The organism is Psychrobacillus sp. FSL H8-0484, from assembly GCF_038005325.1.
Taxonomy (GTDB): Bacteria; Bacillota; Bacilli; order Bacillales_A; family Planococcaceae; genus Psychrobacillus.
Genome location: NZ_JBBOSZ010000001.1, coordinates 2,248,177 through 2,275,117, shown reverse-complemented (window position 1 = coordinate 2,275,117; position 26,941 = coordinate 2,248,177). Strand labels below are relative to the sequence as shown.

The window sequence follows — 26,941 nt, the reverse complement described above, 5'->3', positions numbered from 1 at the left end:
GAGCCTTGTTTAAAGCAAGGCTCTTTAAAAATTTCAAGTGTATTTAATTCTATTCAAGAACAACTTCCCATTCTAAACGGATGCTCTATTGTCACTCTCTTCTTTATTTGAGGAATCTTTTTTTTCTTTTTCAAGGAACATTTCATATACTGATTTTAATTGGTCGGCTTTTATTTCAATTTTGTTTTCATGCATATACTTAATGGCGTAACCTAAAGCAACTGTCGTTGCCCCAGCTACACTTGCTCCTATGATTGATCCAGCGCCAGGTACAAATTTTACAACTTGACGGAAAATAGTTTTGCCTACGTTACCAACAATAGTTGCTATAATAATTTCTTTGGCGTTTTCTTTTGAGATAGGTTTATCGTAAAGTGTAGAAAGTTTAATCATTAAGCTTACTTGAATTCCAGTCAATGGAATGAAATCCGAACCCGGAATAGGTGAAGCCCCAACTACAGCTGAGGAAGCTCCAGCAGCGAGAATCCATCGATTAGCAATTGAGGATTTATCCTTTAAATTCGTTGCGAACGTAATATCCTTTGACTTTTTTTCTAAAATATCAAGTAACTTATTTTGTAGCATGGAAATATTTTCACCAGTACGCGAGGAAATTGCAACTACAGGATATTTATAGTATGTATGATCTTGAATATATTTAACTAATTCTGGAATATCTTCAGCAGCATCTATTTTATTTAATACTATAATAATGTCTTGGTTAACTTTTTCAATTTCTTTTAAATTTTTAAGTTCATTTTCAGAGAGAACAGTCCCTGCAGCATTTAAAAAGAATAATATTACATCTGAATTTTTATAGTAATTCAAAGTGATTTCAGAGTTCTCTTTAACTACATCGTCTAGGCCAGGTGTATCAACAAAAATGATATTATCTTTATACTTTATTTCATTAATTAGAATAGTTTCACCAGGCTTTGACCCTACACTTGTTATATCTTCTTTCATAAGTTTATTAATAGTGGATGATTTACCACAGTTAACATCGCCTACCATTGTAATTAAAACTTCTCTGTTTAGTTGAGCGTTAATTTCCTCGCATTTTTGGTCAAACTCTTCATCAAGTGATTTTTCCAATTCATCAATACTAATATTCATTGTGAACAACTCCTTAAATATATTATTTTGCAATAGATTTTTGTGAAAATATTCAACACACCTAAAATATAACATAATTCAGAGTCTTTGTTTTTCAAATAATTCTAGTGAAATAAAATGTTTAGATAACATGGTATTTCCAAATTGAAAGGGTTACTCTTAAAAGTCGGTCTTCCGTGACTTTTGACTTTTGGGGGAGTACTTTAAATACGCAACTCATTTGTTGAATAATGGAGCTCCTATTGAAGTCATACAAAGTGCTGTGTCTAAGTTGATGTGGATGAATTTCTTTATTAATTTCCGTACGATTGGAGATCCGCTTGATAATGTATCGCATTTGGGCGAGACTCCTTTTATGTGGCTGTCTTGCTGTTACAAAGATAGCAGGATTATGGTCATTACGGCTTTCCATATAGCGTTTAAGCCATATGTCGCAACGTGTATTAAAATAAACTTCCCTTTCCTTATCACCTTTTCCTCTTACAATCGCGGATTGTTTGATCAATTAATATGGTTTTTTTCTAACGCAACTATTTCTCCAATTCGATAACCGGTAGAAAACATGAATTCAAAAATCGCTTTTTCCATTGGGGAATGACAGGATTCACGAAGGTGTTCAATCTCCCGTTCGGTTAAATAATTGGGTATCCGCTTACCTACTTTAAATGCTTGCCGGATATAGCGAGATATTCCTTCAATTGATTTGTATCCAGTAATTCCATCTCTACATCCTTAAAATAACCAATTAGTAGCAAAGACTGTAACTGGTAGGCCTTCAACGTTTGCGGCGAAAAGCCCTCTATTCGTTTATCAGCTTCAAACGAAGACCATGCTTTTGACAGTAACAATTCCATTCCCCCTAAAATAGTAATATTAAAAGGATTATTGCCAACTTAATAGAATTATAGACATATTGTGTATTTTTACTAACGAGGCAGTTTAGTTGAGTATAAAGATTTTTTGGGAACACCAGAACTTCTAATCGGGAGGTAATTTAGTGGAAAGAAAATATAATTTGTGGTCTTTTCTTTTATGCTTGTTAGTAACGGTTCTTTCTTTACAGAATTTATATGCTTCTTATAACCACTCGTGGTCAGTTGCACCACCTGCTTCGGTTTTATGGTTGCTCACTTTTATTACTTTTTTTATGGGTATTTCGGGATTTAGAGACAAAAGCAACAGGGGAGCAAGATGGCGAAGTTGGCTGACTGTCTTAATTGCATTTCCCCTTTCAGCAATTTTTCTATTAGGGATAGTAGTGAATACATTTGCAAGAGAACCCATTGCAACAACCCAATCACCCGATTCTAAAACGACAATCGACTTCTACACATTAAATGGTGGTGCAGCTACTTCTATTAGTGTAGTAGGAATAGTAGATGGTCCCCTTTGGTTCAAGAAGAATATCTACTATGATGACAATATGCACAAGGCAGATGTTGCTTGGACAAATAACCATATTATTATAATCAACAATCACACTTTGAACTTGGATAAAGGGGAAACTTTTTCGGATTAAAATATTCTTTTTACTAACTGGGTGCATTAGTTGAAGAACAATGAGTAGTATAGACGGCACTTTATTCTTGTTCAACTAAAGAAGCAGGTTAATGGAAGAAGGTTATTTTAAAAAAGTTATTTGCATAATTGTTGTTGACATATTTTCTTAATATTATACGATTCACAATTATATAAATCTTGGAGAGTGATGGGATGGTTAGGTTGAAATATTTTGCAGGGATCTTAGTTGCACTAGCTTTATGTGGATTTATATGGTTTGATCATCCGGCGAAAAAACAAGTTAAACAATTGGAAGGACAAATCAGTTGGCAATACATACACGCAAATTTTTTACTGTGGGATACGGTGGAAGAGATCCTCGAATGGAACTTTAGTCAGCCCTTAACCGATGAAGACAAGGTTTATTTAAGCGAACTTTCCGATGAGTTCCTTTACATAACGGGTCTCATTTTTAGTGGGAATGTAGTGCATCAAGAGTGGAGAAACCGAATGAATGATATACAAGGTTATTTGAATAATTATGTGTACGGCCCTTCACTTTCAGAAGAAGATGTAGCTGATTTACATCAGGCACTGCAAGCAACTCGTTTTATTTCTATGGATTTTAATGATTTTATTGAGAACAATCAAGACTTTTATGATGCGATGCATGATGAAAAACATGAAATGGTCGAAAGAGTTAAAAGTCGTCTAGCCACACAATATTGATCATATTAAAAATGAAAAACACCTTTCTTTATTGAACTCACCATGTGCTTGATTTTAATAAATAGTAGTTTGTGAATAAATGTACTTAAAGTAATGAGTGCTTTAGTGAAAGAACGGTGAACTGCTTAGGTGGTTCTTTTTTTTCTTATTGAACTAACGCAGCAGGTTAGTTCAATAAGGTAAGATGGACTTCACAACAGAAATTGTTTAAAATTGGAAGTAATGATGGGTTTGTTGGGTAATTGTACTTAATGAAACATGAAAACCAAGTTGCCATAGGTTAAGAAAAGGACTGATTAGGAGGTGTGCAAAATAGATAAATTCACGAAATGGTTTATAGCTTCATTTATATTGGGGATTGTAGGGTTAATAGCAGTATTTTTCGTGGAGGATATTGCAAGAGGGACTGGTGAAAAGAGTCGAAGGATATTGTTAGCTGGCACTCTAACTATATTCATTTTAATTCTATCTTCCTTATTTAGTATTGTTAAAGCTAATTCAAATAGAATCAAAAGAGAATTAGTTGTCTCAGCATTTGTTACCATAATCCCTTTAACAGCTTTAGTAATAAATGGGTTAATTTTTATAGTCTATTTTGTAGGCAAATAAAGGGTCTATTTTGAAGAAATGTTCTTAAAGTAATTTATTATTGATTTGTTCTACTGAACAAGCACTTGAGTTCGCACAGCATAAACAGAATTAAATAGTACCTTCTTCAACTAACGAGTGCTTTACTTCAAGAAGGGGTAAAGCATTTTTCTTATTGAACTAACGCAGCAGGTAGTTGAATAAGAAATGCTATAATAGCCTTAATTTCAAAACGATTTTAAGGAGTTAAACCGTATGATTATAAAAATTGACTTTGGTGATGATTTTATTCAATACATTTCTTGTTCAACAAAAGTAGGCAGGAAGATGAACAGTATTCAGGAGGACTTTCTAAATTGGATTTTTGACGAGGAAAAGAATACAGAATATTGGGCTTTAGAAAATGGGGAAAAAATTCACCCTAATTATGATGCAAAAGCAATTGTTGAATGGTTAAACAATGTAAGATTTAAGCGAGGAATAGCGAAAGCTAAATTAATCACGAATCCTCAATTATGTGTTAAAAAGAAATTATATTTTTAGAGTTTTCTTAAATGTTTAATGTTCGACCCATAAGATTGTGAAAAAATGTACTTAAACTAACGTTGTGCTTTAGTGAATTATAGAGCTGATAATACAGCTCTTTTCTCTTGTTCCACTAAAGCAGCAGGTTAGATCAATATTAATTGAAGAATAATGAGATAATGAATTAACTTAATTGTGGAGATGATTTAGTGTTTAAATATAATGTATGTTTTTTGAAAAGTAATGACCGAATCTTAATGCTAAATCGTGAAAAGCCACCGATTATGGGTGTGTGGAACGGGGTTGGCGGTAAATATGAAGCAGGAGAAACAGCTGATGAGGGTGCAATACGTGAAGTATTTGAGGAAACAGGTATTAAAGTAAACGAATATTACTCAAAAGGTGTAATTACATGGGATAAAAATGATGGGGAAAAAGATGGGTTACATGTGTACTTATTCGAAGTAGATGCGACATTAGGGAATGAACCCATAAAAAAAACAAGAGAAGGGATTCTCGATTGGAAACAAATAGATTGGATAATTACCCCAAATAACTTAGGGATTGCTGAAATGGTATTACAGTACTTACCTGTTCTATTAGAAAAAGAGAATGATTATTTATTTGAGTACAAAGACGGTATAGTAAAGCTAATAGTATAAGAAGTATCATATAAAAATTTATTGCCTTTAAAAGATAGATATTGTTTAACTAACGAGTGCTTTACTTCAAGAAGGAGTGAAGCTTTTTTCTTATTGAACTAACGGAGCAAGTTAGTTGAAGAAGGAATATTTCTTTGATGATACAATAAAAGTTATGATAAATGAATTTTATTGTATATTCGGAGGAGACATTATGAAAAATAGGTACATGAAAAATTATTTTGCCATCATCTATGAACAGCGAGAAGAATTTGCTAATGAGATAAAAAAATTTAAAAATAAAGAATGGGAACGTCCTCAAGAAAATAAGTGGTCTTTTGGAGAAACATATTATCATTTATACTTAATGGTTAGATTATTTAGACAGTTAAACAAACTGTATTTACCGATTTCTAAACCCCTTGCTACATTAAGAAGGGGAAAGTCATACAAATTTCATAGTGAAGATATATTCACTGAATACAAAGAAAAACACAACAGACCTATGAATGCACCTTTTGTTTTAGTGCCACCAAAAGATAGTAAAGAGAAAATTTCATTTGAATGGTTAGTAAACGAACTAGATAGCGAAACTAGGCAATTAGAAAAAATGCTTTCTAATTTTAGCGATAGTGTTGCTGGACATATACGTTACCCAGATCCAATAGCTCATTATCCAAATTTAATACAATGTCTTGCCATACTAGGTATACATGAAAAACATCATTTTTTATTATGCAAAAAGTATTATAACTTACATTAATATTTACCTATAAAATAGATATTTTATTTGAGAATTTCTTATAATACGAACGGGTGCTTTACTTCAAGAAGGAGTAAAGCCCTTTTTCTTATTGAACTAAAGCAGTAGTTTAGTGGAAAAAGAAGGTTTTTTTGGAAAGGTGTTGAATAAGTTAAAGCATGTAAACTTTTGAACAAAAGTGAAGGCGTTCTAAGGGTGCTTTACTTTCGGCTGGGACAGGCACTTTTATATTGAACTAACAAGAAGGTTTGTTGAACAAGAAGTTGGAGGGATAAGATGAAAGAATGGTTTGGTTCCGCAGCAATTTGTATTAATGAGGACAAAGCAGTTTTAATGGTAAAAAGCAGCTGCTGCTACGGAAAGTCAAGTAATTCAGGCGATTAATATGGCCGTATCTGTAATGGAGACTAAAAAAGTACCCGAGCAATTATTGGTTAAAAGGTTAAATGAAATTACTGAAGGTAAGTTTATAAGTTAAGTTTCTTAAACATGAGCCTTGAAATATAGCAATATAGACAAACACCCGCCTTGGGTGAAAATGAAGTCAGTTGGAGGAGATATTAATTATGAATCATAATGAAGTTGCTGAAATATACGAAGCTTATTTAAGTCCACTAGTATCAGAGTTGTACGAGTTGGAAGGCTATGAAACAAGTCTAATTAATGCTCATGCCGGAGGGCGGAATGTCGTTTATAACTGTGAGAAAGAGGGCGCTAGTGCAAAAATACTCAGAATCGCCTATTTAAATGACAGGAGCCGAGAGGATTTGTTGGGCGAAGTTGAATATATCCAATATTTATTCGAGCATGGCGGTAGTGTCTCGAATGTGATCAGCTCCCGGAAGGGGAATCTACTGGAAGAGATCACTCATAATAATCACAGCTTTTTTGTCTGCCTGTTCGAAAAGGCTAGGGGAAAAATGCTTGTAGAAAATCATTATCAGTATCGCGAAGGAGTTCCTATTACGGAGTACTATTATAACTGCGGTAAAGTTCTCGGGAAGCTGCACCAATTGTCGAAAGGCTATGCTCCTGTTCATCGCCGGTATAGTTTCTTTGATAAATACAATGTCGAGTATATCGATAATCTGATACCAGGTACGTTACCATTGCTTAAGGAGAAGATGGTAGAGCTTCTTAAAAACTTAGAAGGATTGGACAAGAACTCTGAGTCTTTCGGTATGGTACATTTTGATTACAATGATGGTAATTATATGATTGACTTTGATACCGGACAAATCACTGTATTTGATTTCGATAACTCTTGTTTCTGTTGGTATATGTATGACTTGGCGAATGTCTGGATGCTCGGATTGGGCTGGATACAATTCGAACCAGATGCCGTTAAACGAAAAGACTTTATGGATGATTATTTCAAAACAGTACTCGAGGGATACACATCTGAGACCAAAATCGAAGATTCGATGTTGAATAATTTGTCCTTATTTATCCAAATTACCCTCATGGAAAATATTATAGATGCAGTCGAGGTCATGCGGAACAACGGTGAAGAGCTGAAGTGCGATGAGGAGTTGTCATATAGCATAAAATGCCTCGAAGAAGATATCCCGTATAAGGGATTTTTCCATGAAGTTTTCTCGTGCGAAGAACCTTTCGAGTGTGAGGAACGAAATATTTAATCCACCAATTTCCGAAGATGACGACGGTGTATCGTCATCTTCAAGTTACTATTCTTGTTTGGCTGCTTCCACATATAAAATTATTAACGACTTTCGGGAAGTGGTTGGAAAATCATGGTGTTTTTTTGTCAAATACTGGCGCAAAAAGATGGTAGAAGTGGTAAATTCTAATGGCATTAATCAGATGCGGTCATAGACGGTCTTATTTATGGGATACACCTTGCTGAATTAGTGCGGTTTTACTCATAGAACAATATCTACTCATAGAACAATAGCGTGTTAGAATTTCTTATTGCGCTAAGTATACTTTTATAACCCACATGTAAATCGGTAAGTCAGTGGAAACCAAAAAGGAAATTTTAGTTTAGACTTTTTTGTCTCAAAATATTTGAAGAAGAAAGAGTTTAGACTTTTTTGTCCAGATTGTTTAGACTTTCTTGTCTTTGTACAAGAATTTTTTTGAAATAGTAATTATTATTTTGTATGTATTTTTTTTACTACGGGTGCTTTAGTTAAACAAGACCATCATTTTTCGATGGTCTATTTTTAAGTCCATAAAATTGTGTTTCGAATTCATCGTCATCACCTCAAGATTTTTATACTTCTATTTTTAAAACAAAAAAGACTGTAACCAAACTCGATTTTATCGAGTTTAACTACAGTCTCAACCGTACATTAAATATGCTTTTAAGTTTTTCTAAAACTAGTCATCTGGATTCAGGTTATTTTGCATAAGTTCCTGTACTTTGCCGACCTGCTCCTTAGATGCAAGCTCCGTCTTATACCAGCCTTTGTTACCCATTATCTTGAAAAGCTGATAATGGTTTGAGCTCGCATTTTCAAAACATTGTTCATAAATTTCTCGTAGCTGCTGATGTGTGGTCTCTAACATTGTATTGCTAATGCTGCGACAGCGTCCCTTCTCCAGCTCTAGACAAAGCTGGAGCATTTCACGGTCTGTTAAACCACGTCCTGCGATATTATTTGGCATATGAATCCACCTTTTGCAGTTATTGAGTGTTGTTAGTTCGATTGAAGTATTGGGAGAGGCTGCCAATTTTTAACTGGTGTTTTTCCGCTATTTCTTCGAGTGTTTTTCTTAGCTCTTGGTCTTTGCATTGTGTTGCACACCAGTTCATCGTTTTTGCGATTATCTCCTCTGCACGTATTTCATCTTCGATAAATGCCAATTCTTTCATCGTTAGAACGGTCATTTCATTTCACCTCCCAAACAATGGTACGTAAAGTTAGTTTGTTTGTATTGATCTATTTTATCCTTTATAAAAGTCTTTTAACTCTTTAATTAACGTCTCCGATTAATTACTTCAAAATTTTCCGTAAATTTTTCTGAAGTTCCTCTAGGCTTGACTGATTAGCTATCCTTATCAGTGATTTTAAAACCTAGGGTGTTATAATTGACGTATGTTGGCAGTACTTCCTCCTGGTTGTTTTCAGTATAGAATTCTTCTTGGATAGCAATATTTGCCTCAGCTGAAGAGCTAGCTCCTTTTTTGTAGGTAATTTTATTGTCCTCATTCACTAGTTTATTCAATTCAATGTTTGCTTCAGCTGTTTCCATATCTAAAGACTCTTCTTTTTTCATCCTTTTCACTCCTTTAACTATCAGTATGAAACAAAAATGGAGAAAAATTCGGTATCTAACTTGATTATTAATCCATTACTAAATAACTTTTGTGTGAACTGTTATTAAACTCATATGAAAATTAAAAACGCTCAAACTCTATAAAATTGCATAACAAAAGTGACTCAGAAAATGCTTTTTTAAAAAAAGCTGAGCCCTCTGAAAGATTAGATTGAGATGCTAGGTAAATCACGAACAAACTCTATTCTTTCTAGAATAAAGGCAAGGCTAGTGCAATAACTATAGTAGGATTAATCTCCCATGAGTGATACTCGTATTATGTGCGACAGTCTGTGATGCACCGTGGTCGTTGGAGTCAGACTAACGGATGGGCTCTATGGCACCATAGTTCATCGACCTTCCTCTCCCAGCCGTAGTATCCTATACTCATTCCGTACACATTTTCATCCTCTGTGGTGTAGCGCTGGTTTTGCGCTACATGGATGGGAGAAGTAGAGAATATAAATATAAGTAATTTAAAAGGAGTAGTAGTACTTCAAATACAGATTTCTAGTTTGAATGAAATACAAACGATTAGATCTCAAATAATGGATTCTGTGAGGCACCTATATATAACGATTAAGGATCTAACCATTGAATAAGATTATCTAAGTGACATTTATTTAAATGTTGCTTTTTACTTGGCTTTGTTAAAGAAAAGGTTGATTGATTAGTCGTTAATGAGTATGGAAAATGGGTTTCCCTATTATTACTGGATATTTATGTTAGTATATGCAAGATTGTGAAAGTGTTCACTTAAACTAACGGAGCAGTTTAGTTGAAGAGGGGGTGTGAGCTATACTGTGGAGATTAACTGGAATATTAACGAAGTAATTTTTTATAAATAGGACTCCAGACGTAGTTATAAACAGAACTTCGGACCCGCTATTATAAAACACTTCTCATGTATCATCGAAGCTAAGATAATCAAAGGAGTGGGAATTATTTATAATGGAAACGCATTTAATAGTAAATAGCGTTAATGGAGTAGTAGTAGGAGGAGTAGAAACATATGAGGTCGGAAATAGCTGATAAAACTTATTTCACTAAAGGCTGGGGCTATGTTGCAGCTCTTGCACTGTTACCGTATGCGATTTTAAAATCGCTTTGGGCATGGGGATCAACAATAGGACTTACAACAAAACAAGCTGTAGAAAATGTAGCAGGGTTAGCTGATACATTAAAGGAAGGACCTGCTTTTCTGTATACATTATATAACATCGGAATAGACTTCACAGCTATTTTAGCGATACTGGCATCTTTATTTGCTTTAGCTCTAGTGACTTCCTGGGGGGAGAAGCTATCAAAAAGGTTATTAATTATATCTGGATGGTCAGTTGGGGTATTGACAGTTCTAATTTGCTTCTTGACTGCTCTTCAATTTTTAGGAGTGCTTCCAAAAGGAGACACCGAAGGGTTAGCCATATGGGTGTATGTGGTAACGTACGGAGGATTGTTCTTGTGGGGAGTAACTGTATTTATAGCGACTCTGTCGTTCCAGCATCGAATTAAAAACAAACAGTCGATACATTAGAAGTTATAGGAATTATACCTGGAGAATAATAGTTCTTTTCTTCAATTAACGGATGCTTTAGTTAAACAAAACCATCATTTCGATGGTTTATTTTTTTATCCGAAACATCAAATAGATCTCAGAAATCCATTTTGAAATGTTACACTTAAACTAACGCAGCAGGTTAGTTCAATAATTATATGCATAAAGAATTGATGAAATAGACTATATAAAAGAGATAATTAGTGAATTGAATGATAAAGGGGGGATAAATAGTTGAGAGTAGGTTACAGTGTTTTAAAAGAAATCAACGAGAAAACCTTTACACCATGTGCATCTGATTATGGATTAACTCAAAGAGAATTTGAGAATTTTGTCCTTTTCCTCGAACACAAAGGATTTGTAGAAAGAGTATTGAGAGTGGATGATAATTTTTCTTTAAATCCTGCTCGTTTAACTAAAAAGGGTATAAAATTATTAGAAGATAACAATCAATATATGGAAACATACCCAAAAAGAAGTGATCTGAAAGTATGGATACAAGAAGATAAAGAACTGTATTCAAATAGTGCTGAGGAAGAATAAAATAATACCTGTTATTCAACTAACGAGGTGCTTTAGTTCAAGATCATGGGTTGCTTAGGCGGCCTCTTTTTTCTTATTCAACTAACGAAGCAGTTTACTTCAATACCTATTAGGTGAATGGGTTAATCTATCTGAAGATGATAAGTGTGTGATGGGACCTCATATGACTTCCCCTACATTGTGGTGGGAAGAAAACGCTGAAATATTTAGTCGCAGTAAAAGAGAAGAAGACACGATGTATCAACTTGATTACATCCACATTCTTTACAAAGGTAAAGATTATAGAATTAACCCGATTTTCATCCAAATCGTCGAAGGTTAAATTCAACCTCAACTAACGGGTGCTTTACTTCAAGATGGAGTAAAGCCTTTTTTCTTATTGAACTAACGCAGCAGGTTAGTTGAATAAAAATTTGAAACATTATTCCACTTTATTCGTTTTATTTATATGATTGTGGGGTGAGATTAGTGAGAAAAAAAACTACTGCTATCATACTTGGAAGTTTAATTTTAGCAACTATATTTGGTGTATTTGGTCAAGGAATGGCTTACTTTTTGAATGAAAATTTCGCTAAAATACCTCCAATATACTATTTAACTGTCCTAACGATAATAAGTGTTTTTTTATATTTAATTTCTTTTGTTATGACATATCTTCAATATAAGAAACAAGGAATTGAAGAAGTAAAATTGGTGTCATATTTTTCTGTAATCGGTTGTATTGGTATACTAACTTCTTGTTGGTCTATATTAGTTTTAGCTATGTGGTGGGGTTAATACGGGAGTTATTTTTCAACTAACGGGTGCTTTAGTAGAAGATCATGGGTTGCTTAGGCAACTCTTTTTTCTTATTGAACTAACGGTGCAGTTTAGTTTAAGAAGGAAATGACATAAACAGAGGGGAATATTATACTGAAGCTGTCTAACATTTTATTACGGGAAAGGATGGAATAAGTATGCAACTTCAACTTTTGATTGATAAAGTAAAAAACTTCCCAAACTGTATAGTTCATTCTCCTTCAGGTTATCCAGTTGTAGAAAAAGGTCATTCATTACCAAGCGATTTATATGAATTTTATAAAATATGTGGTGGAATTGATTTATTTAATGACTGTGATTATGGGATATCAATTGTTCCTCCTAAAGAGTTTGTACTAGCAAACCCTGTAATAATCGGTGAGAAAGCTGAATTTGATATTTCTTCAAATTGGTACATTATTGGTCGAGATAAGAATAATGATTATTTAACAATTGACCTAAACAAGTTACTTTTAGGTAGATGTTATGATAGCAATTGGGAAATTCATGGTGTAGCTGGCAGTTGTCCTGTAATTTCCAATTCCTTTACGGAGTTATTAAATAGCCTAGTAATGAATAACGGTAACCATTGGTACTGGCTTCAAGATGATTTTACCTCACTTGGTGATGCATATGATGAATAAATGAATGGTTTATTAAACTAACGAGGCTTTACTTCAAGAAGGAGTAAAGCATTTTTTTTTCTTATTAAACTAACGGAGCAGTTTAGTTGAATAAGCAATGAAAAAAAGTTATATATTTTTTGTCGGTGTAGAATTATAATATACAAAAATCAGGAGGTAATTATATGGTGAAATATATAAATTATACGACAGAACCCCCTATTAACTTTGACCAATTACTAACCCTATATGAATCTTTAGGATGGAATTCACTTAAATTAACAAGTAATGATTTGGAACGAATGTGCAATCAAAGTTGGTACGCTATTTACGCATTTGATGAAGAACAATTAGTGGGTATGGGACGTGTTATTTCAGATGGTGTAATTACTGGAGTTGTTTGTGGATTATGTGTTCTACCAAGCTATCAGTCAGAAGGAATCGGCAAAGAAATGGTTAATCGAATAATTCACCATTGTGAGCAAAATCGGGTAATTCCTCAACTAATGTGTGTGGAAAGTTTGGAACCATATTATGAAACCTTTGGGTTCAAGAAATTTACCATTGGCATGTCAAAAAATATAAATAGATAGATTTAATTTGATGTTTAACTAACGTGGTGCTTTACTTCAAGAAGGAGTAAAGCCTTTTTTCTTATTGAACTACCATGGAAGAACGTAATTATCTTCCATATTCTGTGGTGAAGCAGGGTTTCATGGATGGCTAACGGGGCAGGTTAATTTAATAAGGAATAGTGGTAAAATAAATGTAAAAACGGATTGCTCGGAGGAGAATAAATGTCGATAAATAAAGTTCTAGAAATTATAGAAGCGAACCAAGAAGAAGCTGATTTTATTGGTGAAATTGATGAACAAACAATTATTGATGCAGAAAATAAATTAAAGGTGAAATTTCCTAAAAGTTATAGAGAGTTTCTAAAGAAATATGGTTTGGGAGATATTTTTGGACAAGAAATTTATGGTCTAGGAACAGATGAAACGGGAATCCCGAATATGATTTGGATTACCAAAGAATTAAGGGAAAAAGAAAATTTGCCTAATAATCTAATTTGCTTTTATTTCGCTGATGATGGCGAATATTTCTGTCTAGATTGCTCCAAAGTACGAAGTAATAATGATGACGATGGACCTGTTGTTTCGTATATCAGTGGACTTCCGATAAAGGAACAACCATTTGAAATGATTGCAGAGAACTTTGGAGATTTTTTATCAGAGCTATTAATCAATTCTCTAGAGGATTAATTGCTTTATAAGAGGGACTACATATATTTATTCACGAGTGCTTTGCTTCAACAAAGGAGTAAGGCATTTTTCTTATTCAAGTAACGGGTGCTTTAGTTAAGCATGTGGCTGTATGTAAGGGTAGCTTTTTCTTATTGAACTAACGCGGCAGTTTAGTTGAACAAGAAGGTTTTTTTGCGATTGTGTTGAATAAGTTAATATATGTAAATTAATCTGCAGAAGGGGTCCTTTACTACAAGTCTAGGGGGCACTTTTTTCTTGAACTAACGTGGCAGTTTAGTTCAAGAGAGGTTTTAACTTGTATTCAACAATCGGGCCATCTAGTTGAAGAGGAAAAGTGAGGGAGAACTTGTATGATCTATGTAAATGTTAGAGCAATAATTGAAAGAAATGGACCAAATGGAACTGAAATCGTTATACAAAAAAGGGTTAAATCTAATGAGAATAAAACACCTTATGAGCTACCTGGAGGAAGGTTAGAGGAATTCGAGTCATTTATGGAAGGACTTAAAAGAGAAGTGCACGAAGAAACAGGACTTCATATAACAAAGATTTTTGGGGAAGAAACTAGAATTGAAACTAATGATGTGGACTCAAATGTTGAAGCTATGAAGCCTTTTGCTGTTTATCAAACGACAAATGGTCCAGTAGATTCATTAGGCGCTTATTTTCGATGTCAAGCCTCTGGTAATTTAGTTAAAGAAGGCGACGGTACTATGGATATAAAGTGGATTCCAGTAGATGAGCTACACCATTCACTAGAGAAGGATCTAATAGATTTTAGCTGGGTCGATAAGTCTGGAATAATGTATTATTTAAAATGGTATTACGCAGAAAAACAACAAATTGATTAGTATGATGCCTATTTTATTCTGGAAAAGCATTCATTAAATTTCCGATAATAACTTTACGGGACCTTTGTATAATATTGGAGTGGTTATATTGAAAAAATTGTTTTTGAAACGGATTGTGAAAGAAAGTACTTAAAGTAACGGGTGCTTTACTTCAAGAAGGAGTCAAGCCTTTTATTGAACTAAAGCAGCAGGTTAGTGGAATAAAAAGTGAATTAATCCATTATTATGTGTATTATGTTAACTGCATAAATCAGTTGTACAGAGGTAATAAAGTTGTTTAATTTGCAATTATTTTGCGGTAATGAAATTAAATATCAAATAAAGGAAATATCTTCTTGACAGTCGAATATTAGTATAGAACCATAATTAACTAGTCCGATGAGGAGGATTCTTGTGCGTCCACGACCATTATCTATTGAAAATCCAGAGCATGCTAGGTATGTTAGTCTTGTGCCAGATGGAGATATTGAAGAAATACTTAGTAAGCAACGAACTAAGACCATTACCCTCTTGAGCAGCATATCAGAGGAGTCAGCAAGGAAGGCGTACGCACCAGGGAAATGGACTTTAAAAGAAGTGATTGGGCATATGACCGACTCTGAACGTGTGATGTCGTATCGAATGCTTGCCATTGCACGAAATGAAAGTGCGCCACTCCCAGCAATGGATCAGGATCAATACGTTTCTGCAGCAAACTTCAACAAATTATCCTGGGAGCAGCTACTAGCTGGTTTAGACACGGTACGCTCCAACACGTTAAGTCTTATTTCAACCATTGATGATGCAGCATGGGATCGTAATGGAACTGTAATGAACAGCCCAGTTTCGGTAGGTACCCTTGCATATGGCATTGTCGGGCACGAGTTACACCATATGAAAGTGATTAGTGATAAATACTTATAAGTCTTTTTCTATTAATTAAAAAACCTAATTTCTCATTTAATGCTGAGAAATTAGGTTTTTTAATATTGAAACTTCCTTAAGGTTGTAAATCCGCATTTTCCTGACGCTACTGTACAGAGATAATAAAGTTGTTTAATTTACAATAAAGTCATTAAAAAATAATAATGTTGTTTAAAAATCCTTATGTCACAACGGGGCAGTTTAGTTGAACAAGTCTAGTTTATTTAAGGAGGCTTATTTTGCAACTCTTTACGTTTTGGAACGTATTAACAATTATAAAATAAAAACACGAAGGGGGTTGTTCATGAAAAAGTGGTCAACTTATATATGGAAATTAATTTGGGTAATTGGATTATTTTTATTAACAATCATCAGTTATGATACTAAAAATCAAATTAAAGATAGCTTTACATTTCATTCCGAAATGATTTATTGGACTAGGTTTATTATTCTCTTTATATGGGGTATCTATCTATCACTTATTTTTATAAAAAAGTGGTCATTTAAAATAAATCTACCTTTACTCACTTGCATATTCATTCCTTGTTTTTTCTTTTCGTTAATTATGCCATTATCAGCAACTTTTTCAATTTCTTTTTCAACAGGTGGTATGTGGTTAGTAAAAGTTTTAATTTCCAATTTGATTGAAATTGTTGCAGGTTTAACATTCATGCTAAGCATTTTTAGTAATTCAATAAGCAAGAGTGAATAAAACAGTTTGTGAATAAATGTACTTAAACTAACGAAGCAGTTTAGTTGAATAAGAATTTTTTAATGAACTCCAATATTATTTAATGGTTTTGAAAACGAAAAGACCTGTCTTTGGCAGGTTTTTTTGTTGTAGTTTAAGAAACAAAGGGAAAGGTATTCCGGCTTTATAATTTTTTTTAAAATCAAATTTTATTAAATGTGAGAAAAAAAGTGTATTTGTTACGTTGTATATAGTGTGAGGGATTTTACAAAAAGTAAGGAGACAAATCTTATGAGATCTACCGCCCATAATTTTATAAAACGGCTTAAACGTCAAAAAGAAGATGCTTTGGAATATGCAGTTGATAAATATTTACCGTTAGTTAAGGGCATTACCTATAAAGTATTGTCACCATTAGGAAACCCTGGTCTAGTTGATGAATGTATAAATGATGTTTTTTTAACTATTTGGCATCACGCAAATCAGTTTGAAGGGGACACTGATGATTTTCGGAAATGGCTCTGTGTGGTCACAAAATTTAAAGCAATTGATACCTTTCGGATAGCAAACAAACGTGTTGAAGTTGAAATTGTTGGTACGAATGATTTAGATGTAAGTAGTAGTCCTTCTGTAGAAAACGAAGTTCTCGTAACTGAAAATAAAAATGAACTATTAAAGTTAATGTATGGGTTTGAAGTGATTGACCGAGATATTTTTATTATGAAATTTTTCTTGGACATGACAAGTGAAGAAATTGCAAAAAATATTGGTTTAACGAAAGCCGCAGTCGATAATCGCATTTACCGTGGAAAGAAAAGACTAAAACAACAACGGACTACTAATAACTTAGGGGGGAATTTTGCATGAAAGATATCTTTGAGCATTTAAATAATCTCAAGCTGGATGATGAAGATTTTAAAGAGATGGAAGTAAGCGAAGTCGAAAAGGCAAGAGTAAAGGCAAAATTAAAGCAATCAATAGACAAGAAGCAGTCGCATAAGATGAGAAAACAATCAACTCGAAAAAAATGGGGTTATGGCATTGGGGCAGCAGTTTTGGCTTTTGGATTGTTAGTCGCTTCTGCGACGGTGTCTCCAACTATGGCACAGGTCGTCTCTTCTATACCATTAATTGGTCAAATATATAAGAACTTAGGCGATATCGGATTGAAAAATGTTTCGGAAGCAGGGTTGAGTGAGTTTTCCGGGGAATCTAAAACAATCAACGAGATTACGATAACACTCGGGGAAATCTATTACGATAATGCCCGGGTAACAGCCAGCTTTTCCGTCGATTCTGAAAAACCTATAACGTCGGATTATTTTAACATTAAACATAATTATAAAGGTGGAATGCCTTTATCGAATTATGGAATTACAACGGATGAAAGTTCACCGACAAATTGGACTGGAATCCTAAATATTAATTACTCTAGTTTTAACCCTGATACACTTGAATTGGGTATAACTTTTGAAGGTAAGCAAGGGGAGTTATTTGAGTTTAAGAAGGAAGTGGTTAAAGCTGAATATGATAATAAGATAGATATTGCAAAATCTCAACAAATAGAAAACTTGAAATACGAGATACATGATATTAAGTGGGGCACTCCTGGCATTCTTATTTCGTATGATGCCCAGTATAAGGAAGAAAATTATGGAAGAGGCGTTATACTTGAATTTGAGGTGGTCGACTCTTCTAACAAACGGTTAAAGGAGATTAGTGGGAAGTACGGTAAGCAATTATTTGAACCGCTCGAAAATGATGTGACTGAATTGACAATCACCCCTTATGCTAAATTTGATATTCAAAGAGGAGACGGTCATATAGAATGGAAGGAACATGAGTTGGAGCCCTTTAAAATAACGATCCCATAAGTATGTCGGACAGCCAGCAATGGTTGTCTTTTAAAGTTTAAAAATTATAGTATTCTGTTTGTCCTATCTCCATTGCTTTTCTGCTTGTAATAAAGCGTATAGTGATGCAAAGATTACGCTTCGTGGATTGCCAATAATAGTGGGCAAGAAGAAAAATACTACAAAAGAGCAATAGAGTTTAATGCCGATTATGAAGGTCTTATAACGGGGCTTTAGTAGAAGATCATGGGTTTTTTAGGCAACTCTTTTTTCTTATTGAACTAACGGAGCAGGTTAGTTGAAGAACGAATAAGTTAAATGGGGATGAGGAAATGTTATTATTATGGCAACTTTCATTATTTGTTTCAATTACAACTTTATTGGTGGGTGTTGTTAAAACGTCTTGGGTATTCTTACTAATTAGTACGATTACATTCATACCAATAGCATATTATTTTTCAGAGGCAAATAATGCTTGGAAATATGTTGGATTGACTCCTGTTATATTACTTGTTCTAACGATATTAATTTGGTTTATAAGTAAGAAAAAGATGAGTGCATTTAAAGGATAAATCGGAAGCGATTGTTTCAACGGGAACAGTCGTTTTTTTACTGGAGGAAACAGAAGAAAGAAGTTAAAAAGCCTTATTAAGCTAAAGGGTCTTTAGTTGAAGATCCTAAGGTTGCTTATGCAGCTCTTTTTTAACGGGAAGACTCGGTTGTAAGCCGAGTTCATTTTTTGTCTAAAATTGGTATCAATTTCTTGACAGCCTCTTGGTATAATTTACTTTATTAGAGGTGGGAAGAAATGTTTATTACTGTATTTTTTTATATTATGGCTCCTTTATTATCACTTTCGATAGGGAGACTAGGATTTTCAATGATTAATGGTAATTTTGTAAATCAAGTTGAAACAATTTTCTTAAAGCCAAATAAATTTGGATTTATTAACATTCTTACTAATATAGGCCCATTAATATTAGGTATATTTGTTATCATTGTTAATTTAATACTTCCAAATAATTTAGGGAAAATTATAACGAAAATTATTTATGTAATTATCGGATTAATGTTCATTATTTTAGCGATTCTAATGCTTTATATAATTATCACAGAGGGAAATTCAATTATATCTGATGTAAAAAAAGACAACCTCTAAGGCCGTTCTGATTAACTCATATAAAAAGGCAAGTGAAATTAAAGAAATAAAGAAAAATTATTTTACTAACGGTGTGCTTTACTTCAAGAAGGAGTAAAGCCTTTTTTCTTATTGAACTAAAGGTGCAGGTTAGTTTAAGAGGAACTGTTATAATTTGGAGATAGGTAGTGCATGAAAGAATACGCGAGGAAATGGGAGACAATTTAGTGAATAAAAAAATGGGTCTATTAGGATTATTGGGGTTATTGTTATTTATGTTCGGTATTTACATTTCACAATGGACACTTTTTGGCATGGTGATTGGTATTGGTGGAGGTTATGTCATGGGGTTTAGTTCATTCAAATTATTTAATTAGTTATTCTACTAACGAGTGCTTTACTTCAAGAAGAAGTGAAGCTTTTTTCTTATTGAACTAACGAAGCAGTTTAGTTGAATAAGAGATATGAATATTCCATTCTTTTTATGCCGCATTTGACACAAAATACGACATAAAAAAAGAGCTAAATTTCAGCTCCAAATTTGTGCGGTTTATCAACCTTGATGGATGCGACTTCTCCACAATCTTTACAGAAAGTATAGGTGAGTGATGATCCAGAAGAAAAGATTTTATTGATTGATCTTATCAAAGCGTAGCCATGACTAACTTTACCTTGGGTAAAAGTAGTACCAGCGCAGGATTTACAAACAAATTTCTGGTTTGACATATTATCACCTCACCACTTAAATACGGATAATATTGATATAAGTTTCAAAAATTCAGGGGAATATTTCACAAGTTTAGTCGTAGTTCGACCAAAATGTGAAGTAGAAGAAAAGGTGTTCCTCAACTAACGCAGCAAGTTAGTACAATAAGCACTGTGTTAAAATTCGGATAGAAAAAAGGGGAAGAGAGAGGTTTTTTAAATGAATAAAACTATGTTTTACTTTTGGATATTTGCTATTGCTGTTATTGCATTTTTTACAGGGGAAATTGCTACGGTTATGATGCTGTACTTAATTTTAATTACTCTAAATGCAATACATTCAACCATTAAAGATTTTTATGATGATTGGAAAAATAGGTATTAAAGTTGAAATACTGTTTATCTTTTCACTTTTTAAACTACCGGGTGCTTTACTTCAAGAAGGAGTAAAGCTTTTTTCTTATTGAACTAACGTAGCAGTTTAGTAGAATAAATCTGTTGGTTAATTGTGGTAAAATGGAATTAGATGTGGAGGGATTTCATTGGACTCATTTTTCATTTTAATGTTCGTTACGTTTGAAAACATAATTACTACTTTTTTTAAAAATGGTATTTGGGTAATCGGTTTTTTTTATTTGTTAAATAAAACATTTGAAAATAATAGACTTAAGTATTTTTCTAATATGCTATATGGATTGTTATGTCTATATTATGTATCCATTCAATACTAATAGGTATACAAACTTTATTCTTGTTCAACTAACGCAGCAGGTTAGTTTAACAATGGCAAATGGTTTTTATAAAAAATCAACTGGTGAAGGTGGAGTTTATTATTAGACAATTTATGGTTATTTTAATGGTTATAGCTATTTTTTTCATATCTGCCTGTAGTGATAAGGATAATATTGACCATTTCTCTTCTAAAGAAGAAACTTTGGAACATTTTTTTCAGAATGAAAATATTAAAGGGAATATTGATTTAATTACAACGACAAATGATGAAAGTTTATTAGTAATACAGTCAAGTGGAAATACATATTTCGTCGGTGAATTAGTGGAGGACAAGGAAGGATATTTCGCTAAGAGAATATCAGCCAATGTTGAAATGACGACAATAGGTGCAAGTTGGGAACTAAATACAATGGATAAGAATGAGTACACTATATTTTTTGAAAAGAACATAGAAGATGCGAATTACATACAGTTCTCTAATGGAGAATACGATATCTCGCTTGTAGAGGGACATACGATAAGTGAAAACACCTTTGCTTTAACAAGTGCGATAAAGGAAGTTGAAACAGTAAAAGATTAAATCAAATAACGGATGCTTTAGTTAAACAAGACCATCATTTTTCGATGGTCTATTATTATATACAAAACATCAAGTAGATCTCAGAAATCGATTGTGAAATGTTACACTTAAACTAACGGGGCAGGTTAGTTCAATAAGTGGTGTTGGAGTTCTGGATATCATAGAGGGCTAGAGGCGTTAATCCAATAATGGATTAATGCTCTTTTTGTTTGTATAATCATAAATCTTGATGAGATGATAAAAATTATTTTCAACACTTAAATAAGTAATTTGAAAAACGTGACGCTTTCATTTTAATTTACGTCTAAGTATATAGAAAGAGGTGAACATTTTGGAACAAGAAGAATTAACTAAATGGTTTGATGAATATGGCGAATCCATTTTAACCTACATACTATTAATAGTGAAAGACTACCAACATGCAGAAGATTTAACGCAGGAAACTTTTATAAAAGCTTATAAAAGTCAACATAAATTTGAACAGAAATCGACGGTGAAAACGTGGTTATTCTCTATCGCTTTTAATGTGATAAATGACTACTTTCGAAAAAAACATCCGTTACAACATTATTTGGGTATAACAATAGCAGAAAAAGACTACATGCCAATACCTGAACAAATCATAGTAATGAATGATCAAACTGAACAATTATATAGGTCTATTCAACAATTAAAACCTTCCTACAGACATGTGATCATTTTGCGGAAGTTAAAAGAATTCTCTACGGAGGAATCATCTATCGTTCTAAACTGGTCTGAAAGTAAAGTGAAAATGACTTTAAAAAGAGCTTTAGCAGAACTTAAAAATGAATTATTAAATGGAGGGTTTACCTATGACAACTTTCTTAGATGAACAATTTAGTGATATGGAACAAGAATTAAAGATGACAGAAAAATCCAAAAGTCTATTAAGAAATAAAGTATTGCAGAATACAGTTATAATCAAAAAACGTGATCTTAAAAATAATCGTGCTTGGCAATATAATACTATCACCGTCATATTAATAGCAGCCGTCATAATATTTCTTGATACACAGTCATTAGATACTTTAAGGGAAACTGCAAATAAAGTGTCATATAGTGATGAGATATTTGAACCAACAGAAGTTAAGATGATGGATAAAGTAGTAGTACAAGATTATATTGAATTTACGATACAAAGTAATAATTTTGGTAAAAAAATTAATCCATCAAATTCAGGACCTACTTCTAGTTATATGTTTAATGGTAATAATGGTGAAATTTATTTAGATATTTTAGTAACTGTACGAAACACATCATCTACTGAGTTATCTGAGGCAAATGATTTTATGAGTATTGAAATCATCTATGATGATAGAGAAGAATTTAATTCATTTACTAGGTTTGAAAGAGTCGGAGAGAGTAAATTTACTAGTTTAAACAATTCGATTATTAAACCGTTGCAGACTAGAGTGGTTCATTTTTTAACCTCTGTTCCAGCAAGTATAGAAAAAGATGGTAAACCATTGAAAGCAGTAATAACAGCCAATGGGGAAAAATATGAGTATGTGATTCGATAACGAAAGATTAAAGTATAATTTGATGATTTAAAAAATCACGTTCTTAAACTACCATGAAAATAAATTTCTTCAAGAATAGAAAAATGACAACACTTAAGAAGACCCTGCTCAATCGTTTAAAAAAAGAGGAGTGTGTAGATAAAGAAGTCTATGGATTTCGGTGGACTACTTGTATTGACTCCTCTTAACCATTTTCATTCTCTGTGGTGCAGCAATATTTTGTGCTGCATGGACGGCTAACGGGTGCTTTACTTCAAGAAGGAGTAAAGCCTTTTTTTCTTATTGAACTATAGCAGCAGTTTAGTTGAATAAGAAAAAAAGTAAAATGTTATATTTTACTAAATGATACAATGAAGGTATCGTCTTAAAAGGGGGTCAGTATATGAATAAACATTTAATGTCTTGTTCTATTATTTTCTTAGGAATATGTATTCTTTTAGGTTCATGGTTTATTTCACAGTCTTTAAAATCCGAACGAGTTATTAAAACGCAGGAAGAACAAGTTAGGTATGAGTTAATCTCACCAAATGATACTAATATCATTATATTTGATAAGCAAAGTGGAGAGTATTGGCGGAAGTTTATTGAACCTAATGAGGGACCATCTGATTGGGAAAAACAAATATCACCAATTTCTACATCTTCAAAATAAATCTGATATTTTTTAGTAATAACGTGGTGCTTTACTTCAAGAAGGAGTAAAGCCTTTTTTCTTATTCAACTAAAGCAGCAGGTTTGAAAAGGCTTAGATAAAAAAAGGGGGGGTTCCATGAACAGAAAAGTTGGCACTTTTTTACTTACTTTTTTTTGTTTTTTAATGTGGCTTTACTTTGCACTATATCACTCTTCAATAGATAATTGGTGGACAGTCAATGAGATAAAACAGACAAGTTTGGATACTACTCAAATAGGTGTTTCAATAGTAAAGGTCTTAATTGGAACAGTTCTATTCACTTTTAGTGGAATTATTATCTATTTATTAATTAGAAATAGAGAGTAGTTCTTATTAAACTACCATGAAAATTAGTTTCTTCAAGAAAAGAAAAATGACAATACTTAAGAAGACCCCTACTTAATCGTTAAAAAAGAGGAGAGCATAAATAAGTCTATGGATTACGGTAGACTGGATTAAGGTCAGTATCAGTATTGACACTTCCTAAACATTTTCATTCTCTGTGGTGCAGCACTGATTTTGTGCTGTATGGATGGCTAACGGGTGCTTTAGTAAAAAATCATGGGGTTGCCAGAGGTAACTCTTTGTCTTATTGAACTAACGCAGCAGTTTAGTTGAATAAGGCCATAATGAATTTACCGAAAGACGGGAGGAATTCAATTGAAGAAATGTATTCTGCTAATGTTATTTAGCTTCACCTTAATCTTATCTGCTTGTTCCCAAGCTGAAGAAGACACACAGGAATATTCAGGGATTATTGGTGATGAACAATCTTTGGGTTATGAGTACACCGTATTAAAAGAACAAAATAAATTTTCTTGGAAGGTTGGCTACAAAGGAGATATATCTATTATCGAAGAGAGTGCTGCCAATCAAGACGATTTAGTAAATTACATGAATGCTGTAAATGATAGTAAATTGGTATTGGCAAAACTAATTATATCGGTATCATACTTATTAATAATTATAATAACAACGCTTATCCTTTATAAGAAAAATAGAAAAATGCTTAAAGATAGCGGTGTAGTTATAACTATGTTATCAGGTATTGCAATATATATTGCCTTCAAAGCATCATTTGATTTAATTAGTTTATTACAAAATACAAAATACTATTACTTGATACTAACTAATTAAGCTAACGGTGTGCTTTACTTCAAGAAGGGGTAAAGCATTTTTTTTTATTGAACTAACGAAGCAGTTTAGTTGAAGAAGAAGTTTTTTTTGCGATTATGTTGAATAAGTGTTGTTTGACACGAAAATAGGCAGTGTTCTTCTATCGTAAGAACTCTGCCTATTTTTTCAATTTTATTTTAGGTCGATACGTATTGGATCCATCTCTTTTTTTTCTAGTCCTTTACCTGAACCAAAAGAAAAATATATAACGGGTATAATGGTTATTGATTTTGCATTTGGATCAATAGATTTAATCGTGCTACTCCATTTAAATGACAATCCGTTATCACGACTTGTGCCTCCGTTACCATCGACGCTATATTTATTTCCTAAATCATCTTGAACATTTATAATTTCTACGGTTACTTCTGGCCATTCTTCTAGAACGTGTTTTTCTACAGTTTGTTCATAGTGAATAACAGTCGATAAATCATTCGTTTCATATGAATTGATTTTAACTGTAACACCATTATTTGTTACTGATTGATTCACTAATTCTTTTTTGTTTACCAAAGCTGGTAGTTCAAATGCAAATTGCCAATCACCTATAATGGATTCATTTGTTTCCGTGATTACGAATGCATCCGGTTCCCAACTAATTTCAATAGTATCTGGTTTAGAACCATTAAAAATAGGAGTTATTTTTTCTGTACCTACATAAGTTGTTTCATTCACTTTTTCAATCGTACCCGTTGAGCCCATTCCCTCTGCACCTTGTACATCAAACATTGCTGACGTGCGAGGATTTAATCCTAAATCTTTATCGGTTTCAATTGCATAAGAAACAGTAATGGAAGAACCATCATATACAGCATCCTCAATTATGATGGATACACCATTACTTGATTTAACTTGTGAAATATCTGTTGCGACATCAGTAAAATTACTATTATAAGAATTTTCATCTGAAAAGTAACTCATAATATTATTGAAAATTGGAATCTGAGAAGCAAGTGATGGAACAGCAAAACTGGTAGCAATCGTTGCCCCGATTGTAATCGATGCTACTATCGCAATATACTTAAAGACATTTGTTTTTTTCTTTCTCCCCATTATATACTGTTTAACGCGTTGTTCTTCAAATACACTGACTTCCACAGGTTCAATTTCATCAATATTGAGTTCAACTAACTTTTTATAGTCAGTCATATAATAAATCTCTCCTTTAGTTTAATATTCTTCGCTAGTTTTTTCTTTCCGCGATACAATCGATTATCAACTGCTGATTTTGTTAAATGTAGTGATGTAGCAATTTCACTATTATTCATCTCTAAAAAGTATTTCATGATAAAAATATCGCGATCTAGTTCATCGAGTTTGCTTAGTTCAAAAAGTATCTCATTTTTTTGTTCGCGTTCTAAAATGGATTTTTGTATACTCGAATGAGTGCTGATTTGATTGAATTCATCGAAATGTTCTTCACGTGACACTTGTTTTTCATAGATACGATAGTAATCGATAGCTTTATACTTCGTAATTATGCCAATCCATTTTTTGAAATCAACTTCATCACCATTAAATTGATGGCTGTTTTTCCAAACTTCTAAAAATACGTCATTGATACAGTCATCTACTGAATCACGTTTTCCGAGTGGCTGTAACACTTTAAGTGAAATTGCTTTGACAAAAGGCATATACTCAACAATGATATATTCCAATGCGTCTTCTTTTTGCTTCTTTAAACGTTTAATAAAATTTTTGTTAGAAACGGCCATGTTTTATTCTCCTTATATGTTGAAAGAGCTCTTTCACTAACTATAACGAAGTGACCATCGTAATATTCGCATCTATTTTTGAATTTATATTTAAACAAGAAATATAACAACATATATTAAGTTCTATTTAAGTGGGCGTTCTTCGAAAAAAATTCTAAATGGTACTTCCTATAAGATTTCATAAGTTAAGTTCTTTGAGCTGCTAAACGGCTCTTTTTTCTTGTTCAACTAACGGGGCAGTTTAGTTGAATAAGAGATATGAATATTCCATTCTTTTTATGCCACATTTGACACAAAATACGACATAAAAAAAGAGCTAAATTTCAGCTCCAAATTTGTGCGGTTTATCAACCTTGATGGATGCGACTTCTCCACAATCTTTACAGAAAGTATAGGTGAGTGATGATCCAGAAGAAAAGATTTTATTGATTGATCTTATCAAAGCGTAGCCATGA

At 33.0% G+C, this 26,941-nt stretch carries 36 protein-coding genes; 28 read left to right on the top strand and 8 right to left on the bottom strand.

What is annotated here, in order from left to right; all coding sequences use genetic code 11:
* Positions 1–72 precede the first annotated feature (72 nt).
* The 3 genes from MHH81_RS11095 to MHH81_RS11085 all read right to left on the bottom strand — a co-directional run bounded on the left by MHH81_RS11095 (position 73) and on the right by MHH81_RS11085 (position 1,964).
* Positions 73–1,116 (bottom strand): GTPase, encoded by a 1,044-nt coding sequence (locus MHH81_RS11095; RefSeq protein WP_340921086.1) that lies wholly within the window; start codon positions 1,114–1,116, stop codon positions 73–75.
* A 121-nt stretch (positions 1,117–1,237) separates the two neighbouring features.
* Complete coding sequence (locus MHH81_RS11090; protein WP_340921084.1) at positions 1,238–1,621, bottom strand: tyrosine-type recombinase/integrase; 384 nt, start codon at positions 1,619–1,621, stop codon at positions 1,238–1,240.
* A gap of 151 nt (positions 1,622–1,772) precedes the next feature.
* The gene (locus MHH81_RS11085) at positions 1,773–1,964 is read right to left on the bottom strand and encodes an integrase (RefSeq protein ID WP_340921081.1); all 192 of its coding nucleotides are present in this window, start codon (positions 1,962–1,964) and stop codon (positions 1,773–1,775) included.
* 149 nt (positions 1,965–2,113) lie between these two features.
* Here MHH81_RS11085 and MHH81_RS11080 point away from each other — a divergent pair, with 149 nt between their 5' ends.
* The 6 genes from MHH81_RS11080 (at position 2,114) to MHH81_RS11055 (ending at position 7,502) form a co-directional block, all read left to right on the top strand.
* A complete protein-coding gene (locus MHH81_RS11080; protein WP_340921079.1) occupies positions 2,114–2,635 on the top strand; it encodes a DUF5412 family protein in 522 nt (173 codons plus the stop codon).
* Positions 2,636–2,829: 194 nt separating this feature from the next.
* Positions 2,830–3,345, top strand: a complete 516-nt coding sequence (locus tag MHH81_RS11075) for a hypothetical protein (protein WP_340921077.1) — start codon at positions 2,830–2,832, stop codon at positions 3,343–3,345.
* 843 nt (positions 3,346–4,188) lie between these two features.
* Positions 4,189–4,476, top strand: coding sequence for a hypothetical protein (locus tag MHH81_RS11070; RefSeq protein ID WP_340921075.1), 288 nt, complete (start codon positions 4,189–4,191; stop codon positions 4,474–4,476).
* 191 nt (positions 4,477–4,667) lie between these two features.
* Positions 4,668–5,120 carry an NUDIX hydrolase gene (locus MHH81_RS11065; RefSeq protein WP_340921073.1) on the top strand — a complete coding sequence of 151 codons (453 nt, stop codon included), beginning with the start codon at positions 4,668–4,670 and terminating at the stop codon, positions 5,118–5,120.
* Positions 5,121–5,235: 115 nt separating this feature from the next.
* A complete protein-coding gene (locus MHH81_RS11060) occupies positions 5,236–5,862 on the top strand; it encodes a DinB family protein (RefSeq protein WP_340921071.1) in 627 nt (208 codons plus the stop codon).
* 566 nt (positions 5,863–6,428) lie between these two features.
* Positions 6,429–7,502: a phosphotransferase enzyme family protein gene (locus MHH81_RS11055; RefSeq protein ID WP_340921069.1), complete on the top strand. Its 1,074-nt coding sequence runs from the start codon at positions 6,429–6,431 to the stop codon at positions 7,500–7,502.
* 703 nt (positions 7,503–8,205) lie between these two features.
* Here MHH81_RS11055 and MHH81_RS11050 read toward each other — a convergent pair.
* The 3 genes from MHH81_RS11050 to MHH81_RS11040 all read right to left on the bottom strand — a co-directional run bounded on the left by MHH81_RS11050 (position 8,206) and on the right by MHH81_RS11040 (position 9,105).
* The gene (locus tag MHH81_RS11050; RefSeq protein ID WP_340921066.1) at positions 8,206–8,493 is read right to left on the bottom strand and encodes a spore coat protein; all 288 of its coding nucleotides are present in this window, start codon (positions 8,491–8,493) and stop codon (positions 8,206–8,208) included.
* A gap of 19 nt (positions 8,494–8,512) precedes the next feature.
* Positions 8,513–8,716 (bottom strand): hypothetical protein, encoded by a 204-nt coding sequence (locus MHH81_RS11045; RefSeq protein WP_340921063.1) that lies wholly within the window; start codon positions 8,714–8,716, stop codon positions 8,513–8,515.
* Positions 8,717–8,874: 158 nt separating this feature from the next.
* Complete coding sequence (locus MHH81_RS11040; protein ID WP_340921061.1) at positions 8,875–9,105, bottom strand: hypothetical protein; 231 nt, start codon at positions 9,103–9,105, stop codon at positions 8,875–8,877.
* Between the two features lie 1,051 nt (positions 9,106–10,156).
* Here MHH81_RS11040 and MHH81_RS11035 point away from each other — a divergent pair.
* The 22 genes from MHH81_RS11035 to MHH81_RS10930 all read left to right on the top strand — a co-directional run bounded on the left by MHH81_RS11035 (position 10,157) and on the right by MHH81_RS10930 (position 24,732).
* Positions 10,157–10,678 carry a hypothetical protein gene (locus tag MHH81_RS11035; RefSeq protein WP_340921059.1) on the top strand — a complete coding sequence of 174 codons (522 nt, stop codon included), beginning with the start codon at positions 10,157–10,159 and terminating at the stop codon, positions 10,676–10,678.
* A gap of 255 nt (positions 10,679–10,933) precedes the next feature.
* Positions 10,934–11,242 (top strand): hypothetical protein, encoded by a 309-nt coding sequence (locus MHH81_RS11030; RefSeq protein ID WP_340921057.1) that lies wholly within the window; start codon positions 10,934–10,936, stop codon positions 11,240–11,242.
* A gap of 148 nt (positions 11,243–11,390) precedes the next feature.
* Entirely contained in the window at positions 11,391–11,564 is a 174-nt protein-coding gene (locus MHH81_RS11025; RefSeq protein ID WP_340925372.1) for a hypothetical protein, read from the top strand.
* 146 nt (positions 11,565–11,710) lie between these two features.
* Positions 11,711–12,019 carry a hypothetical protein gene (locus MHH81_RS11020; RefSeq protein ID WP_340921056.1) on the top strand — a complete coding sequence of 103 codons (309 nt, stop codon included), beginning with the start codon at positions 11,711–11,713 and terminating at the stop codon, positions 12,017–12,019.
* 179 nt (positions 12,020–12,198) lie between these two features.
* Positions 12,199–12,684: an SMI1/KNR4 family protein gene (locus MHH81_RS11015; protein WP_340921054.1), complete on the top strand. Its 486-nt coding sequence runs from the start codon at positions 12,199–12,201 to the stop codon at positions 12,682–12,684.
* 164 nt (positions 12,685–12,848) lie between these two features.
* On the top strand, positions 12,849–13,256 hold the full coding sequence (locus tag MHH81_RS11010; protein ID WP_340921052.1) for a GNAT family N-acetyltransferase: 408 nt from the start codon (positions 12,849–12,851) through the stop codon (positions 13,254–13,256).
* 204 nt (positions 13,257–13,460) lie between these two features.
* Complete coding sequence (locus tag MHH81_RS11005) at positions 13,461–13,925, top strand: SMI1/KNR4 family protein (protein ID WP_340921050.1); 465 nt, start codon at positions 13,461–13,463, stop codon at positions 13,923–13,925.
* 353 nt (positions 13,926–14,278) lie between these two features.
* Positions 14,279–14,779 carry an NUDIX hydrolase gene (locus MHH81_RS11000; RefSeq protein WP_038185063.1) on the top strand — a complete coding sequence of 167 codons (501 nt, stop codon included), beginning with the start codon at positions 14,279–14,281 and terminating at the stop codon, positions 14,777–14,779.
* Between the two features lie 393 nt (positions 14,780–15,172).
* Entirely contained in the window at positions 15,173–15,682 is a 510-nt protein-coding gene (locus tag MHH81_RS10995) for a DinB family protein (RefSeq protein ID WP_034300905.1), read from the top strand.
* A gap of 304 nt (positions 15,683–15,986) precedes the next feature.
* A complete protein-coding gene (locus MHH81_RS10990; protein WP_340921046.1) occupies positions 15,987–16,394 on the top strand; it encodes a hypothetical protein in 408 nt (135 codons plus the stop codon).
* 270 nt (positions 16,395–16,664) lie between these two features.
* The gene (locus tag MHH81_RS10985) at positions 16,665–17,240 is read left to right on the top strand and encodes a sigma-70 family RNA polymerase sigma factor (RefSeq protein ID WP_340921045.1); all 576 of its coding nucleotides are present in this window, start codon (positions 16,665–16,667) and stop codon (positions 17,238–17,240) included.
* Complete coding sequence (locus MHH81_RS10980; RefSeq protein WP_340921043.1) at positions 17,237–18,247, top strand: DUF4179 domain-containing protein; 1,011 nt, start codon at positions 17,237–17,239, stop codon at positions 18,245–18,247. The genes MHH81_RS10985 and MHH81_RS10980 overlap by 4 nt, the downstream gene beginning before the upstream one ends.
* Positions 18,248–18,558: 311 nt before the next feature.
* Entirely contained in the window at positions 18,559–18,798 is a 240-nt protein-coding gene (locus MHH81_RS10975) for a hypothetical protein (protein WP_340921041.1), read from the top strand.
* A gap of 236 nt (positions 18,799–19,034) precedes the next feature.
* Positions 19,035–19,385: a hypothetical protein gene (locus tag MHH81_RS10970; RefSeq protein ID WP_340921039.1), complete on the top strand. Its 351-nt coding sequence runs from the start codon at positions 19,035–19,037 to the stop codon at positions 19,383–19,385.
* 206 nt (positions 19,386–19,591) lie between these two features.
* On the top strand, positions 19,592–19,741 hold the full coding sequence (locus MHH81_RS10965) for a hypothetical protein (RefSeq protein ID WP_162604545.1): 150 nt from the start codon (positions 19,592–19,594) through the stop codon (positions 19,739–19,741).
* Positions 19,742–20,289: 548 nt separating this feature from the next.
* Positions 20,290–20,454 (top strand): hypothetical protein, encoded by a 165-nt coding sequence (locus MHH81_RS10960; RefSeq protein ID WP_340921019.1) that lies wholly within the window; start codon positions 20,290–20,292, stop codon positions 20,452–20,454.
* A gap of 435 nt (positions 20,455–20,889) precedes the next feature.
* Positions 20,890–21,381: a hypothetical protein gene (locus MHH81_RS10955; RefSeq protein ID WP_340921035.1), complete on the top strand. Its 492-nt coding sequence runs from the start codon at positions 20,890–20,892 to the stop codon at positions 21,379–21,381.
* A gap of 331 nt (positions 21,382–21,712) precedes the next feature.
* Positions 21,713–22,234, top strand: a complete 522-nt coding sequence (locus MHH81_RS10950; RefSeq protein ID WP_445678089.1) for an RNA polymerase sigma factor — start codon at positions 21,713–21,715, stop codon at positions 22,232–22,234.
* On the top strand, positions 22,215–22,922 hold the full coding sequence (locus MHH81_RS10945; RefSeq protein ID WP_340921031.1) for a hypothetical protein: 708 nt from the start codon (positions 22,215–22,217) through the stop codon (positions 22,920–22,922). The genes MHH81_RS10950 and MHH81_RS10945 overlap by 20 nt, the downstream gene beginning before the upstream one ends.
* Positions 22,923–23,304: 382 nt before the next feature.
* Positions 23,305–23,574: a hypothetical protein gene (locus MHH81_RS10940; RefSeq protein ID WP_340921029.1), complete on the top strand. Its 270-nt coding sequence runs from the start codon at positions 23,305–23,307 to the stop codon at positions 23,572–23,574.
* A gap of 117 nt (positions 23,575–23,691) precedes the next feature.
* Positions 23,692–23,922: a hypothetical protein gene (locus MHH81_RS10935; RefSeq protein WP_340921027.1), complete on the top strand. Its 231-nt coding sequence runs from the start codon at positions 23,692–23,694 to the stop codon at positions 23,920–23,922.
* Positions 23,923–24,255: 333 nt separating this feature from the next.
* Complete coding sequence (locus MHH81_RS10930; RefSeq protein WP_340921025.1) at positions 24,256–24,732, top strand: hypothetical protein; 477 nt, start codon at positions 24,256–24,258, stop codon at positions 24,730–24,732.
* Between the two features lie 171 nt (positions 24,733–24,903).
* Here MHH81_RS10930 and MHH81_RS10925 read toward each other — a convergent pair whose 3' ends face one another.
* Together MHH81_RS10925 and MHH81_RS10920 are read right to left on the bottom strand one after the other, a co-directional pair.
* Entirely contained in the window at positions 24,904–25,920 is a 1,017-nt protein-coding gene (locus MHH81_RS10925; RefSeq protein ID WP_340921023.1) for a DUF4179 domain-containing protein, read from the bottom strand.
* Positions 25,917–26,486 carry a sigma-70 family RNA polymerase sigma factor gene (locus tag MHH81_RS10920; protein WP_340921021.1) on the bottom strand — a complete coding sequence of 190 codons (570 nt, stop codon included), beginning with the start codon at positions 26,484–26,486 and terminating at the stop codon, positions 25,917–25,919. Before MHH81_RS10920 ends, MHH81_RS10925 begins: the two co-directional genes overlap by 4 nt.
* Positions 26,487–26,941 lie beyond the last annotated feature (455 nt).

Excerpts from the sequence above, each read along its gene's own strand:
- MHH81_RS11095 (WP_340921086.1), bottom strand. The coding sequence starts at position 1,116 with ATGAATATTAGTATTGATGAATTGGAAAAATCACTTGATGAAGAGTTT.
- MHH81_RS11075 (WP_340921077.1), top strand. The coding sequence starts at position 2,830 with ATGGTTAGGTTGAAATATTTTGCAGGGATCTTAGTTGCACTAGCTTTA.
- MHH81_RS11070 (WP_340921075.1), top strand. The coding sequence starts at position 4,189 with ATGATTATAAAAATTGACTTTGGTGATGATTTTATTCAATACATTTCT.
- MHH81_RS11055 (WP_340921069.1), top strand. The coding sequence starts at position 6,429 with ATGAATCATAATGAAGTTGCTGAAATATACGAAGCTTATTTAAGTCCA.
- MHH81_RS11050 (WP_340921066.1), bottom strand. The coding sequence starts at position 8,493 with ATGCCAAATAATATCGCAGGACGTGGTTTAACAGACCGTGAAATGCTC.
- MHH81_RS11045 (WP_340921063.1), bottom strand. The coding sequence starts at position 8,716 with ATGACCGTTCTAACGATGAAAGAATTGGCATTTATCGAAGATGAAATA.
- MHH81_RS11040 (WP_340921061.1), bottom strand. The coding sequence starts at position 9,105 with ATGAAAAAAGAAGAGTCTTTAGATATGGAAACAGCTGAAGCAAACATT.
- MHH81_RS11035 (WP_340921059.1), top strand. The coding sequence starts at position 10,157 with ATGAGGTCGGAAATAGCTGATAAAACTTATTTCACTAAAGGCTGGGGC.
- MHH81_RS11015 (WP_340921054.1), top strand. The coding sequence starts at position 12,199 with ATGCAACTTCAACTTTTGATTGATAAAGTAAAAAACTTCCCAAACTGT.
- MHH81_RS11010 (WP_340921052.1), top strand. The coding sequence starts at position 12,849 with ATGGTGAAATATATAAATTATACGACAGAACCCCCTATTAACTTTGAC.
- MHH81_RS11005 (WP_340921050.1), top strand. The coding sequence starts at position 13,461 with ATGTCGATAAATAAAGTTCTAGAAATTATAGAAGCGAACCAAGAAGAA.
- MHH81_RS11000 (WP_038185063.1), top strand. The coding sequence starts at position 14,279 with ATGATCTATGTAAATGTTAGAGCAATAATTGAAAGAAATGGACCAAAT.
- MHH81_RS10990 (WP_340921046.1), top strand. The coding sequence starts at position 15,987 with ATGAAAAAGTGGTCAACTTATATATGGAAATTAATTTGGGTAATTGGA.
- MHH81_RS10985 (WP_340921045.1), top strand. The coding sequence starts at position 16,665 with ATGAGATCTACCGCCCATAATTTTATAAAACGGCTTAAACGTCAAAAA.
- MHH81_RS10980 (WP_340921043.1), top strand. The coding sequence starts at position 17,237 with ATGAAAGATATCTTTGAGCATTTAAATAATCTCAAGCTGGATGATGAA.
- MHH81_RS10975 (WP_340921041.1), top strand. The coding sequence starts at position 18,559 with ATGTTATTATTATGGCAACTTTCATTATTTGTTTCAATTACAACTTTA.
- MHH81_RS10970 (WP_340921039.1), top strand. The coding sequence starts at position 19,035 with ATGTTTATTACTGTATTTTTTTATATTATGGCTCCTTTATTATCACTT.
- MHH81_RS10960 (WP_340921019.1), top strand. The coding sequence starts at position 20,290 with ATGAATAAAACTATGTTTTACTTTTGGATATTTGCTATTGCTGTTATT.
- MHH81_RS10945 (WP_340921031.1), top strand. The coding sequence starts at position 22,215 with ATGACAACTTTCTTAGATGAACAATTTAGTGATATGGAACAAGAATTA.
- MHH81_RS10940 (WP_340921029.1), top strand. The coding sequence starts at position 23,305 with ATGAATAAACATTTAATGTCTTGTTCTATTATTTTCTTAGGAATATGT.
- MHH81_RS10935 (WP_340921027.1), top strand. The coding sequence starts at position 23,692 with ATGAACAGAAAAGTTGGCACTTTTTTACTTACTTTTTTTTGTTTTTTA.
- MHH81_RS10925 (WP_340921023.1), bottom strand. The coding sequence starts at position 25,920 with ATGACTGACTATAAAAAGTTAGTTGAACTCAATATTGATGAAATTGAA.
- MHH81_RS10920 (WP_340921021.1), bottom strand. The coding sequence starts at position 26,486 with ATGGCCGTTTCTAACAAAAATTTTATTAAACGTTTAAAGAAGCAAAAA.